This window comes from Rubrilithobacter danxiaensis (assembly GCF_047272945.1).
GTDB lineage: Bacteria > Bacteroidota > Bacteroidia > Sphingobacteriales > Sphingobacteriaceae > Rubrolithibacter > Rubrolithibacter danxiaensis.
In genome coordinates, this window is record NZ_JBKOPS010000009.1 from 86,224 (window position 1) to 99,694 (window position 13,471).

At 39.1% G+C, this 13,471-nt stretch carries 13 protein-coding genes; 4 read left to right on the forward strand and 9 right to left on the reverse strand.

The window, feature by feature from the left end:
• Positions 1 to 49: 49 nt before the first annotated feature.
• Both glmS and ACLCDL_RS12875 read left to right on the forward strand, forming a co-directional pair.
• Complete coding sequence (glmS, locus tag ACLCDL_RS12870; RefSeq protein ID WP_423148727.1) at positions 50 to 1,885, forward strand: glutamine--fructose-6-phosphate transaminase (isomerizing); 1,836 nt, start codon at positions 50 to 52, stop codon at positions 1,883 to 1,885.
• 75 nt (positions 1,886 to 1,960) lie between these two features.
• Positions 1,961 to 2,899 carry a LysR substrate-binding domain-containing protein gene (locus ACLCDL_RS12875; protein ID WP_423148728.1) on the forward strand — a complete coding sequence of 313 codons (939 nt, stop codon included), beginning with the start codon at positions 1,961 to 1,963 and terminating at the stop codon, positions 2,897 to 2,899.
• Between the two features lie 99 nt (positions 2,900 to 2,998).
• Here the strand turns inward: ACLCDL_RS12875 and ACLCDL_RS12880 are convergent, their stop codons facing one another.
• From ACLCDL_RS12880 to ACLCDL_RS12890, 3 genes are all read right to left on the reverse strand, one after another.
• Positions 2,999 to 3,607 (reverse strand): superoxide dismutase, encoded by a 609-nt coding sequence (locus ACLCDL_RS12880; RefSeq protein ID WP_423148729.1) that lies wholly within the window; start codon positions 3,605 to 3,607, stop codon positions 2,999 to 3,001.
• Positions 3,608 to 3,684: 77 nt separating this feature from the next.
• Positions 3,685 to 4,161, reverse strand: coding sequence for a nucleoside deaminase (locus tag ACLCDL_RS12885; RefSeq protein ID WP_423148730.1), 477 nt, complete (start codon positions 4,159 to 4,161; stop codon positions 3,685 to 3,687).
• Positions 4,162 to 4,186: 25 nt separating this feature from the next.
• On the reverse strand, positions 4,187 to 4,522 hold the full coding sequence (locus ACLCDL_RS12890; protein ID WP_423148731.1) for a tRNA-binding protein: 336 nt from the start codon (positions 4,520 to 4,522) through the stop codon (positions 4,187 to 4,189).
• Between the two features lie 64 nt (positions 4,523 to 4,586).
• Between ACLCDL_RS12890 and ACLCDL_RS12895 the strand changes: the two genes are divergently transcribed.
• The gene (locus tag ACLCDL_RS12895; RefSeq protein WP_423148817.1) at positions 4,587 to 5,774 is read left to right on the forward strand and encodes a class I SAM-dependent rRNA methyltransferase; all 1,188 of its coding nucleotides are present in this window, start codon (positions 4,587 to 4,589) and stop codon (positions 5,772 to 5,774) included.
• On the opposite strand, the gene ACLCDL_RS12900 is transcribed toward ACLCDL_RS12895, so the two are convergent.
• The 6 genes from ACLCDL_RS12900 to ACLCDL_RS12925 all read right to left on the reverse strand — a co-directional run bounded on the left by ACLCDL_RS12900 (position 5,775) and on the right by ACLCDL_RS12925 (position 10,311).
• A complete protein-coding gene (locus tag ACLCDL_RS12900) occupies positions 5,775 to 6,563 on the reverse strand; it encodes a TerC family protein (RefSeq protein ID WP_423148733.1) in 789 nt (262 codons plus the stop codon).
• A 143-nt stretch (positions 6,564 to 6,706) separates the two neighbouring features.
• Positions 6,707 to 7,939, reverse strand: a complete 1,233-nt coding sequence (locus ACLCDL_RS12905) for a DUF4097 family beta strand repeat-containing protein (RefSeq protein ID WP_423148734.1) — start codon at positions 7,937 to 7,939, stop codon at positions 6,707 to 6,709.
• Positions 7,920 to 8,474, reverse strand: a complete 555-nt coding sequence (locus tag ACLCDL_RS12910; protein WP_423148735.1) for a hypothetical protein — start codon at positions 8,472 to 8,474, stop codon at positions 7,920 to 7,922. The genes ACLCDL_RS12905 and ACLCDL_RS12910 overlap by 20 nt, the downstream gene beginning before the upstream one ends.
• 23 nt (positions 8,475 to 8,497) lie before the next feature.
• Entirely contained in the window at positions 8,498 to 9,055 is a 558-nt protein-coding gene (locus ACLCDL_RS12915; protein ID WP_423148736.1) for an RNA polymerase sigma factor, read from the reverse strand.
• An 86-nt stretch (positions 9,056 to 9,141) separates the two neighbouring features.
• Positions 9,142 to 9,678, reverse strand: coding sequence for an AAA family ATPase (locus ACLCDL_RS12920; protein ID WP_423148737.1), 537 nt, complete (start codon positions 9,676 to 9,678; stop codon positions 9,142 to 9,144).
• Positions 9,679 to 9,774: 96 nt separating this feature from the next.
• Positions 9,775 to 10,311 carry a hypothetical protein gene (locus tag ACLCDL_RS12925; protein ID WP_423148738.1) on the reverse strand — a complete coding sequence of 179 codons (537 nt, stop codon included), beginning with the start codon at positions 10,309 to 10,311 and terminating at the stop codon, positions 9,775 to 9,777.
• Between the two features lie 333 nt (positions 10,312 to 10,644).
• Between ACLCDL_RS12925 and carB the strand changes: the two genes are divergently transcribed.
• Positions 10,645 to 13,461, forward strand: a complete 2,817-nt coding sequence (carB, locus tag ACLCDL_RS12930) for a carbamoyl-phosphate synthase large subunit (protein WP_423148739.1) — start codon at positions 10,645 to 10,647, stop codon at positions 13,459 to 13,461.
• Positions 13,462 to 13,471: the final 10 nt, after the last annotated feature.

Below are 13,471 nucleotides of genomic sequence, written 5' to 3' on the forward strand. Positions count from 1 at the left end.
CTCATTTCCCTTTTTTTAGTACATTCGCATATTAAAATCCTCTTTTAATATGTGTGGAATAGTTGGCTATATCGGGCATAGAAATGCATGGGAAATTGTAATTAAAGGACTTCAGCGCCTAGAATACCGGGGCTATGACAGTGCAGGTGTTGCACTGATGGATGAGGATCTGCGCATTTACAAAAAAGCGGGTAAAGTAAGCGATTTACAAAATTTTGCAGCGGGACAAGATACTCATGGTACGATGGGAATGGGCCATACCCGTTGGGCAACACATGGTGAACCTTCCGATAGGAATTCACACCCCCATACTTCCGGTGATGAAAGGCTTGCCATTATCCATAACGGAATAATTGAAAACTACGCCATATTAAAAGAAGAACTTATCTCAAGAGGGCATACTTTTAAAAGTGATACCGACACAGAAGTACTGGTACATCTAATAGAAGATATCCGGAAACAGGGCAACCTTACATTAAGGGAAGCTGTACGCGTTGCCTTAAATGAAGTTATAGGGGCGTACGCAATTGTGATTATGAGCAAAGACGAACCCGATGAACTTATTGCCGCAAGAAAAGGGAGCCCGATGGTTATCGGTGTTGGAGAAAAAGAATATTTCATCGCTTCGGATGCATCGCCGCTGGTTGAATACACAAAAAATGTAATTTACCTGAAAGACAACGAAATTGCATATTTCAAACGTGATGAATTACTGATCAAGAGTATTGATAACGTAATTCAGACCCCTTACGTGCATGAACTGGAACTCAAACTGGAAATGCTTGAAAAAGGGGGATATGACCACTTCATGCTTAAAGAAATTTACGAACAGCCATCTTCTGTAAAAGATTGCATGAGGGGAAGAATAAATCCGAAAGAAGGGATCGTTCAGTTGGGAGGAGTGAAAGAGTATGCAGAAAAATTTAAAAACGTTGATCGTATCATTATTGTAGCATGTGGCACTTCCTGGCATGCAGGCCTGGTAGGAGAATATCTGATTGAAGAATATGCAAGAGTACCGGTAGAGGTAGAATATGCTTCTGAATTCCGCTACCGTAACCCTATTATTTCTGAAAAAGATATCGTTATTGCTATATCGCAATCGGGCGAAACTGCCGATACTATGGCTGCTATTGAACTGGCAAAAGAAAAAGGCGCTACCATTTTTGGAGTTTGTAATGTTGTAGGATCCTCAATTCCACGAATCACACACGCCGGCGTTTATACACACGCTGGTCCGGAAATTGGTGTTGCATCCACCAAGGCTTTCACGGCACAGGTAACTGTTCTTACTTTAATAGCTTTCTATATTGCGCAGCAACGGGGCACAATTTCGCAGTCGGCATTAGTAAGCCTGTTAACTGAACTTGAAGAAATACCAAATTTAATTGAGAAATGTCTTCAAACTAACAGCCTCATTAAAGAAATTGCCGCAGAATATAAAGATTCCCGAAACTGTTTATTTCTTGGTCGTGGCAGCGGTTTTCCGGTAGCACTTGAAGGCGCTCTTAAACTAAAAGAAATTTCATATATACATGCAGAAGGATATCCCGCAGCAGAAATGAAACACGGGCCAATCGCTTTAATTGACGAAGAAATGCCCGTGGTATTTATTGCTACGAAAAACTCGTCATACGAAAAAGTGATCAGTAATATTCAGGAAGTAAAAGCCAGAAAAGGACATGTTATCGCCATAGTTACCGAAGGAGATACCACAGTTAAAAAAATGGCTGATCATGTAATTGAAATTCCGGATACAAATGAAGCTTTTTTACCTTTGGTCGCCACTATCCCTTTGCAGTTATTGTCCTATCACATAGCTGTTATGCGGGGCTGTAATGTAGATCAGCCAAGGAATCTGGCAAAATCAGTAACCGTCGAATAATCTTTTACCTTAATATTACTACAAAATTATATAAGCGCTATTGATACTTCTTATCTTTGAATAGATTTTATCAATATGACTCTTGTACAATTAGAATATATTGTTGCAGTAGATACCTACCGCAGTTTTATTGCCGCAGCCGAAAAATGTTTTGTAACTCAGCCTACGTTAAGTATGCAGATACAGAAACTGGAAGATACGCTGGGAGTAAAAATATTTGACCGAAGCAAGCAGCCCGTAATTCCAACAGAGATTGGTGTTGATATAATCGAACAGGCACGAACAATACTGGCAGAAGCTTCAAAATTAAATGAGATAATAAGCGACCATAAAAGCGAACTTGCCGGAGAGCTTAAAATAGGTGTAATTCCTACCGTTGCTCCTTATTTACTACCTAAAATCATTGTTGCTTTTACAGAGAAATATCCCAGGTTACAGTTACTGATCTGGGAGTACACAACAGACCAGATTATTCAAAACCTGAAATCCGGTCTGCTGGACTGCGGTATTCTTTCAACCCCTATAGAAGATAAATCGTTGAAAGAAAGGCCCCTGTTTTACGAGAGCTTTGTTACTTATATTTCTGCCTCCAGCTCGCTTTCTGAAAAGAAAACGGTTACGAATGAAGACTTAAATCCCGACCAGCTCTGGTTGCTGAATGAAGGACACTGCATGCGAAACCAGGTAATGAACATTTGCCAGAAAAAACGTTTAAGCCAAACAAGGCAGCTTCAATATAATACAGGAAGTATTGAAACCTTAAAAAGAATGGTTGACCTTGATAACGGCATTACCATTCTGCCTGAATTATCTTTATCAGAACTTTCGTCAGAACAATCGGAACGTGTAAGAGAATTTGAATCCCCGGTACCTGTAAGAGAAATAAGTATAGTTACTCATAGAAATTTTGTCAAGAAAAGCTCTATAGCAGCCTTAGAAAATGAAATCATGAAAATTATTCCTGATAAGATGAAAACACGAAAAGAAAAGAAAGTTATGGAAGTGAGTTTATGAGCGGACTTGAAGGCAATCAAAAAACGGGTCTGAGGAAATACTGCAATAAAAAAGGCAGCTAATATTATATTAACTGCCTTTAATAAATCTACTATTTGATTATTTTGCCTTGTTATAACGCTCGGCTACCGCATCCCAGTTTATTACATTCCAGATAGCAGCTAAATAATCAGGGCGCTTATTTTGATATTTCAGGTAATAAGCATGTTCCCATACATCTATACCTAAAATTGGAGTTCCTTTCACTTCAGCTACATCCATTAACGGATTATCCTGGTTTGGTGTAGAAGATACCTGAAGTTTTCCATCTGCACCAACAGATAACCATGCCCAACCAGAACCGAAGCGGGTAGCACCGGCTTCAGACATTTTCTTTTTCAATTCATCTAAAGAACCGAAAGTTTCATTTATTGCATTGGCGAGTTCGCCCGTAGGCTGCTGACTGCCATTAGGTGAAAGGATTTCCCAAAATAAACTATGATTATAATGGCCTCCACCGTTATTGCGAACAGCTGCAGGATATTTTGATACACTTTTAATAATATCCTCAATACTTGCATTTTCTGCATCAGTTCCTGCTATAGCCTTGTTTAAATTATCAACATAAGCCTGATGATGTTTTCCATGATGGATTTCCATCGTCATTTTATCAATATGCGGTTCTAACGCATCGGTAGCGTATGGTAACGCTGGCAATACAAAACTCATAATATTTGAATTTAAGGTTAAACAATTATAACATCGCAAATATAACCCATGGGGCTAAAAATTTGTTCAATCCGCCGTTAAGTTTTATTTCTCTTTTGTAAAAAGAATTCTTTTACCAGCATACTGCATTCATTTTCCTTTATGCCTCCCGACACTTCTGTTTTAGGATGAGTTATTTTTTGGTTTATTCGTGTAAATCCCCGCTGCTGATCGTAAGCGCCGAAAACTATACGACCAATTTGTGTCCAGAAAGAAGCACCTGCACACATAATGCAAGGCTCCATTGTAACGTATAAAGTGCAATCCTTTAAATACTTTCCTCCCAGGTAATTTGCTGCTGCTGTAAAAGCTTGCATTTCTGCATGAGCCGTAACATCATTTAAGCGTTCTGTTAAATTATGTCCGCGTCCTATTATCTTATTATTACATACAATAATTGCCCCGATGGGCACCTCGTCCTGCCGGAGAGCAAGACGAGCTTCTTTCAGTGCCTCGTTCATAAAAAACTCGTCGGGAGTAATAGAAGGCTCATCAGTAAAATTATAATAACGCATCTTTTGTCAGTAAAATATCGGCAGACTAATGTAATTTTGATCCGTCAGGAACTTTTCTGTCAATTGCGGCAAGCACAATATCGCCATCTTCATTGGCAAATCCCGTTACCAAAAACTCTGACATAAAATTAGCAATCTGTTTGTTAGGAAAATTTACAACACCCATTATTTGTCTTCCTATAAGCTCCTCTTTCGTATAAAGTTTTGTAATTTGTGCACTGCTCCATTTAATTCCTAACTCTCCAAAGTCAACTTTTATTTTATACGCAGGTTTTTTCGCTTCAGGAAAATCTAGTACTTCGAGTATTGTGCCTGCCCGAAGTTCTACCTTTTCAAATTCTCTCCAGCTTATTTGATCCATAGCCAAAGTTATAAAAAAGGGAATTTCTTAACCATGAGAAATGATTATAGTAAATTTGCCGGATATGGATGCAGTTCGTTTAGGTAAAGGCAAAGAAAAAGCAGTGCTTCAGTTTCATCCTTGGGTATTTTCGGGAGCAATTGAACAGCTATCCGGAAGGCCGGAAAATGGAGATATAGTACGGGTTAACGATTATAAAGGGCAATTCCTGGCCTATGGTTTTTTTAATTCAGAATCAAGGGTGGCTGTAAGATTACTGGAATGGAAAGAAGAAAATAAGATTGATGAAAGCTGGTGGAGAAGGCGCATCGGGAAGGCGATTGAGGCACGAAAAGATCTGCTGGAATCTGCAGATACAAACACTTGCCGCCTCATTTTTAGCGAAGCAGACTTTTTACCGGGACTTATCGTTGATCGCTATGCCGATTTCTTATCCGTTCAGATACATTCCTCGGGGATTGAAGGGATGAAAAAAGTAATTCTGGATGAACTGCGAAATTTATTAAAACCTGCCGGAATATTTGAAAGGAGCGATGCAGCTGCCCGTGCTCACGAAGGCCTTGAACCTTCGAGCGGGAAATTATGGGGCCAGGAACCACCGGAATACGTTACGGTAAAAGAAAATGCAATTCTTTATAAAGTAAATATTTCCGAGGGCCAAAAATCAGGTTTTTTCTGCGATCAGAGAGATAACAGAAAAATTGTTGCAGCACATGCGAAGGAGAAAAAAGTATTGGATTGCTTTTCCTATTCGGGAGGATTTACCCTCAACGCTCTGAAGAATGGGGCAAAAGAAGTTATCAGCGTAGACAGTTCTGCGCTGGCAATAGAAACACTTAAACAAAATATCCGGTTAAATAATTTCGATAACTCCACCCACCTTGCTATTCAATCGGATGTAAATAAACAACTGCGTGCATTCCGTGAGCAGGATGAAAAATTTGATATTGTAGTTCTCGATCCGCCTAAATATGCTCCATCCCGCTCAAAACTGGATAAAGCTTCCAGAGCATATAAAGATTTAAACCGAATAGGTATGTCGCTGCTGAATGAAGGCGGCCTGCTTGCCACATTTTCCTGCAGCGGGGCTGTAGATATTGATCATTTTAAACAAATACTTGCCTGGGCGGCCTTAGATGCACAAAAGGAAATTCAGTTCATTTACCAGTTTTGCCAACCCGAGGATCATCCGGTAAGGGCGTCATTCCCCGAAGGTGAATATCTTAAGGGCTTGCTTTGCAGAGTTTGGTAACTATTTGTCTTCGTTCTCAACAGGGAAATTGCGTAAATGGACAGGCTTCCCTGAATTGGCTTTCATTTTTAAATTAAGCATTTCTACCAGCACGGAAAATGCCATAGCAAAATAGATATAGCCTTTAGGAATATGCTGTTCAAATCCTTCTGCAATTAAAGAAACGCCAATAAGAAGTAAAAAAGACAAAGCAAGCATTTTTACTGTTGGATGCTTGTTAACAAAACTGCTGATTCCACCTGCAGAAACAAGCATAATACCAACGGCAATAATTACGGCAGCAATCATTACTTCTATATGATCGGCCATACCGATTGCGGTGATCACAGAATCTAAAGAAAAAACGATATCAAGAATTAAAATCTGAATAATAGTCCCCCAGAAAGAATGCACTTTTTTTGCGGATGTTTCATGATCGTCTCCTTCCAGTTTTTCGTGTATTTCGCTGGTACTTTTATAAATTAAGAATAGTCCGCCTATTATCAGGATAAGATCGCGGCCCGAAATAGCCAGTTTTTCCAGCCAGGCTTCGTTTTGCATTCCAATCCAATCGCCCATGTTAAATAACGGAGCCGTTAAGGTCATTATCCAGCTTAGCGACAATAATAAAAGCACTCTTGTTATCATGGCCAGTCCCAAACCAAGCTGACGTGCTTTCTTTTGCTGATCCTCGGGTAATTTGCCTGACAGAATAGAGATAAATACGATATTATCTATACCCAATACAATTTCGAGTACCGTTAAAGTAACAAGAGAAATCCACATTTCGGGATTTGACAATAGTTCCATAATACAAGTCTTTGCCCCGAAAATAAATAAAAAACTATACCTGTTTTATATTTCATAAAAAAACCTTCCCGAAGGAAGGTAAATAGTAGTTTACAAAGCAGCTCTGCTAGCCTTTACCCTTGCAGGATTGACTAAACGGTGCATCAATTAAACTTTACCGATCCATAGTTGGATTGTATTACAACTTTCGTATCTGATCCTTTTCCAAAAGTTCCTTTGTAATTTTTTGAGGGATTAAATCCCCTGGCATGTTCGTCGGGAGTTTTGCTGCTGATATTTACTTTATCGCTATCGTAACCAAATGATGCATAATTAACGGTAACATCAAAGTTGAAATTTGATTTAGGATCAAAGCCAAGAGACATGGAAGAATATGCCCCATCAATATTCAGATCTTTCAAATTTTCGTCAATTTCATCAATTTTAAAACCGCCGGCATATTTAATATTAAAGTCGCCGCTGCCTGAAAGCCTGCCAATTTTTGAAGATGAGTACTTTATATCTGCACTTAATCTTTCTGCATTTTCAATATCCAGGCTACCGTAAGCTACATCAATTTTTCCGGCTTTAAGCTGCTCAATACTTGCCGAACCGTAAGAAACTTTTATCCGGTTAGCAGGGTTTGTTAACCTTTTGCCTGAGAAAGACCCATAAGAAGAATTTACATTAATTACCCCGTTAAAATCAGATATAACCGTACCGCCAAATTTATTGGTAATATCAAGCGGATTACCTGCCGGCATGTAAATAGTATAATTTATCTGGATACCCCTCTTATCTTTCCCGCTACGAAAGCCCCAGTTGTTCTTTTCCTGTTTAATAGACGTACGCAAACTAATCAGGTTATTGCTTTTAGTCTCATTAATATTAATTCCTTCCAGTAATTTAGCAGCTTCATTTTCAGAGCCTTCTGTCGCTTTCATGGTTACATCTACCTTTATTTCATTTTTCGCCCAGGTATTAATAACAATGGTGCCAAACTGGTTATCGATTGCTAACTTATCATCCCTGTTTACAGTATAGGATCTGCTAAATGTTTTTGTTTTTTCTACCGAATTAAAATTCAGATCCTGGTTATCATTTATATTAATATCAAATGAAATATCCTTAAGGGTTTCGGCAAGATTATCTCCAAGATTATCCAATTTTAAATCAAGGTCGGCGAGTGCGATGTTCATTTTTTCAAGATCTTTAAGATCGATTCTAACGTCGATATCCGGAATGTCAATGTCGATGTCCGGAACGTCGATGTTGATACTTCTCGCGTCCTTGTCTTCACTCTTATGAGTTTTGTTTGATTTGTTTTGAGCAAAAAGACTAACATTTGAACTTATAAGGGCTATCATCGCCCAATATTTAAATGCTTTGAGTTTCATTTTTTGATTGTTTTAGCTGATTTACCTGTTCGATAATTTTTAATTGCTGATTCAACACCTGTAACTGTATCTGCAAGTTCCGGATCATTGCTTTTACAGTTTCTTCCTGGTTAGGACTGGTTGACAAATCATTCTTTAATTTTTGATAATTCACGTCCATTGATTTTATTTCGGACGAAAACTCTTTAAACAACTGCGGATCTTCTTTTTCAATCTGTTGTATTTCCTGGCGTTTTTGTTGAATAAGCGATGCATAATGCATCTGCTGTTTTGCCAGTTTCGGATCAATATTGCTTATTTCTATTGCTTGTTTTTTTTCGTAATTGAAAAAAATAAATCCGGCGGTTAACACAATCAGTAGCATTGCAGCTACTTTTATCAGTGAGCTTAGTTTAATTACCCGCTCGTGTTTTGGCTGAATTTCTATTGAATCATTCAGCTTTTCTTCAATCTTATTCCATAAATCTGCAGGAGGTTCAAATTCGTCAAAATCTCTCTTGTTGTTCCTGATAAAATTTTCTAACCGTTCGCTCATCTTCTTCTCCTTTTTTATTGATATTATTTAATTCCCTTATGCTTTAAAATTTCAATCAGCTTTCTTTTTGCCCGTAAAAACTGGGTTCTTGATGTATTTTCTGATATTTTAAGTATGTGTGCAATTTCTTCATGATCATACCCTTCCAGTAAATAAAGCGATAATACAATGCGGTAACCATCCGGAAGGAGTTGTATTGCTTTCCGCACCTGTTCTGCCTGAAAGTACAGATCTTCTTCCTTTTCCCTGTCTATAAGTTCTTTATCTTCAAGATCAACTTCATCTATACTCACCAGCTCCCACTTTCTTTTCCTGAGCTGGCTTATAGATTTATTAATAACAATCTGTTTAAGCCATAATCCGAAAGTTGTCTCCTGCCGGAAGCCCGAAATCCTGCTAAAAGCATCTATAAAAGACTCCTGAAGCACATCGGCAGCTTCATCCTCGCTGGTAAGAATACGCATGGCAACATTGTACATTGCTTTTGCATAAAGCCTATACAGCTGATTTTGTGCACTTCGTTTGCCTTGCTTGCACTCAACCACCAGGTCATAGTGCTGATCTACGTAAACAGCTTCCAAATTTTTTAGCTTTCAATTATAAGACGCAGGCTTTCTGCCGGCGTTGCATCTTAACAAAAAATAATAAGCAAACAGGATACAGGAGTTTATTTTTTTGCAAGAAAAGAATCCACTGCTTCAACAGCATTTTTAATCCGGATGTCGTCTTTTCCGGAAATAACCTGATAATCAGCATTTAAATTATTCAGTTCCTTTTTCCAGATTTCCATAAAATGTTCACGTAGATGAGGAAAATCTCGTAAAGGGTCATCCTGCCAGGGTAGGTCAATATCCATTAAAAGATAAAAATCATAGGTATGATTTTTAAGTTCCGACAATACCTCTTGAGGAGCTTTTCCAAAAATATAGTCACACCAGATTTTTACTGTAAGAAAAGTAGTATCGCATATTAACAGGCTATTTGCAGTAGGAAGAAGCGATTGTTCCAGCTGAAGCTGTCCGTAAAACATATTGATTTCGTCCTGCCAGGTACAAGGTTGTGTGAGTTTTGCACAGTATTCCCTGGAATATTCAGGAACCCAAACAGTTTGATACTTTTTTGCCAGTGCTTCAGAAATTGTAGACTTACCCGTAGACTCGGGGCCAACTACCGCTATTTTCTTTACACCAGTGTATATGTTCATGTTTTAATACCCCATAACAGCAAATAGGCTGCAGGTGGAAACAAATGTAATAAACCCGGAAGCTTTATAAACATTCCTCTATTGAGATAAACCGTATTACTTCGTGGCAGCTTCCGGATTTGTGCTGAATCCTAATCGGACCCTCACGCTTGCATCAACATTCAGAGAATTCCTTAAAACATATTCCATTCTTACCTTCACGCTTGAACCTTTAAGTACATCATCCAGAAACCGGGAGTTATCAATATCCAGCACTAAACTATTTCCCACATTTGTTGAAACATCAGTACGAGTAGCAACTAAAGTTTCATCAGAACCATCGCCTTTGGATAAATAAATTTTAACAGACTTAAACACGCCCAGGTTTTGATCAGCAGGATTACTTGCTTCCAGTTTTGCAGAAGCCATTCTCACTTCCTTTACCATAGAAGTATTGCTGCCCTGACCAGAAAATATCTGGTCAAAGCTGCTTGCAGAACTACTGGCTGAACGTGCATCATTAGCTGTTGCAGATGCCGGTATGATTAAAGTTGCCGTATAAGGAAAGGTTGAACGAACAATAGATTGCACGGTGGCACAGCCTGCAATAAAACATATACAAAGTACAAGTATGCCTGTTATATTCTTTTTCATATCTGTAGTTTGATTGATTTAACATCCGATCGATGTCATTGTTTTTTTGATGCAATTTCCGGCAGGCATTATTAGATATGCAGAGATGAATAACAATCAATTAATTAAATTTTAAAATTCAAGAGGTTAAATTGGATAACCCTTCAAAGGAATTTCAAATTCATTTCAAAATATTATTAGCATAAAGGCCTAAGATTCTTTACCTTTGCACCCCGACTCCCAACCCGATAATTATCGGTGTCGGAAAGCCGGAATTCTCTGGTTACTATTAGAAACTCCGGCAGATCCAAGTCTCTTATTTTGATTTTTAACTTTTGACTTTATAAAAATAAAATGCCAAGAGATACCTCCATAAAATCTGTCCTGATTATCGGTTCAGGACCAATCATTATCGGTCAGGCTGTTGAATTTGATTATTCCGGTTCGCAGGCTGCACTATCGCTTAAAGACGAAGGAATAGAAGTTTCCATCATCAATTCAAATCCCGCCACTATTATGACGGATAAAGTAATTGGTGACCATGTTTATTTATGGCCTTTAAACTGCGAGAGCATTGAACAAATTTTGCAGGAACGCAAAATAGATGCGGTTCTTCCAACTATGGGAGGACAGACCGCGTTAAACCTTTGCAAAGAAGCCGAAGAACGTGGCATATGGCAAAAATATGGAGTGCGTATCATTGGTGTTGATGTGGCAGCCATTGAAAAAACAGAAAACCGCGAAGAATTCCGCCGGTTGATGGTAGAAATTGGCGTGGGCGTAGCAAAATCAAAAATTGCAAACTCTTTTTTAGAAGGAAAAGAAGCAGCCCAGGAAATTGGGTTTCCGCTTGTAATCCGTCCTTCTTATACACTTGGTGGTACCGGCGGCGGTTTCGTACATAAAAAAGAAGATTTCGATCATGCTTTGAGCCGTGGTTTACAGGCCTCACCAACACACGAAGTTTTAGTTGAAAAAGCAGTTTTAGGATGGAAGGAATTTGAGCTAGAGCTTTTACGCGACAGCAAGGACAACGTAATTATTATCTGCTCTATTGAAAACTTCGACCCGATGGGAATACATACAGGAGATTCTATTACAGTTGCTCCTGCTATGACGCTAAGTGACCGCTGTTACCAGGATATGCGGAATCAGGCAATCAAGATGATGCGTGCCATCGGAAATTTTGCCGGCGGCTGTAATGTTCAGTTTTCGGTTGATCCGGCAACTGAAGATATTATCGCTATTGAAATTAATCCGCGTGTATCCCGTTCTTCGGCACTGGCTTCAAAAGCTACCGGATATCCGATTGCTAAGATCGCAGCTAAACTTGCTATAGGTTATAACCTGGATGAAATTGAGAATCAGATCACAAAAACAACTTCAGCATATTTTGAGCCTACGTTGGATTATGTAATTGTAAAGATTCCTCGCTGGAACTTTGATAAATTCAAGGGTGCCAACAAAGAGTTAGGCTTGCAGATGAAGGCCGTAGGAGAGGTTATGGGGATTGGCCGTACGTTCATAGAAGCACTTCAGAAAGCATGTCAAAGTTTGGAGATCGGACGTGCTGGATTAGGGGCCGATGGAAGGCAAAGCAGAAATCTCGAAGAAATTATGTATAGCCTGGAACATCCCAGCTGGGACAGGCTTTTTCATATAAAAGATGCCTTTAGTCTCGGCGTTCCGTTGGAATCTATCCGCAAAGCAACAAAAATTGATAAGTGGTTCCTTGTACAGATACAGGAGCTGGTTGCCCTGGAGCAGGAGCTTAAGCGTTATTCACTCAATAATATCCCTAAAGATTTCTTCTGTATATTAAAACAGAAAGGATTTTCGGATGTGCAGATTTCCTGGCTATTAGGAAATGTGACAGAAGACGAAGTATATGACCGGCGAAAAGAATTAGGCATTCGCAGAACTTATAAAATGGTAGATACCTGTGCGGCAGAGTTCCCGGCTCAAACACCTTACTACTATTCCACGTTTGAGGATGAAAATGAATCAATTGTTTCTGATAAAAAGAAAATAATTGTTCTTGGATCAGGCCCTAACAGGATCGGACAGGGAATTGAGTTCGATTACTCATGCGTTCATGGATTGCTTGCTGCAAAAGAAGCAGGATTTGAAGCTATCATGATCAATTGTAATCCCGAAACAGTTTCTACTGATTTTAATATGGCCAATAAGCTGTATTTTGAACCTGTATTCTGGGAGCACGTACGTGAGATTATCGAGCTTGAAAAACCTGAAGGTGTAATTGTTCAGCTTGGAGGACAAACTGCTCTTAAAATGGCGGAAAAGCTGCATGAAAAAGGAATAAAGATTATCGGTACATCTTTCGAAAACATGGATATTGCCGAAGACCGGGGGAGATTCTCTGACCTTTTGAAAGATCTGGGCATTCCTTATCCGAAATACGGAGTAGCTGAGACTGCCGAGGAGGCTTTGAAAGTCGCACACCAGGTAGGCTATCCTGTTCTTGTTCGCCCCAGCTACGTATTAGGCGGACAGGGGATGAGTATTGTAATTAATGACGAAGACCTGGAAAAAGCTGTAGTTAAATTATTAGGCGACCTTCCGGGAAACCGTGTTCTGATAGACCATTTCCTTGACCGGGCAGAGGAAGCTGAATCCGATTCTATTTCAGATGGAGAAGACGTACATATTGTAGGACTAATGGAGCATATTGAGCCTGCAGGAATTCATTCGGGTGACTCAAGTGCTGTTCTGCCTCCGTTCAAGCTTTCTGCAAATGTTATAAAGCAGATGGAAGATTATACCATTAAACTTGCAAAAGCACTCAATGTACGTGGTTTACTGAACATCCAGTTTGCTATAAAAGATGAAAAGGTTTATGTAATTGAAGCCAATCCAAGAGCTTCACGTACAGTTCCATTCATCGCTAAAGCATACGATGTTCCGTACATTAATATTGCGGCAAAAGTAATGCTGGGGGTAAATAAACTGAAAGACTTTAAGATAGAAAGAAAACCTCAGGGCTATGCTATAAAAGAACCTGTTTTCTCTTTCGATAAGTTTCCGGAAGTAGAAAAAGAATTAGGCCCGGAAATGAAGTCAACAGGAGAAGCTATCCGCTTTATAAAAGACCTGGAAGACCCTTATTTTGTAAAATTATACAGAGAAAAATCAATGTATCTGAGTAAGTAAGACCAGAATT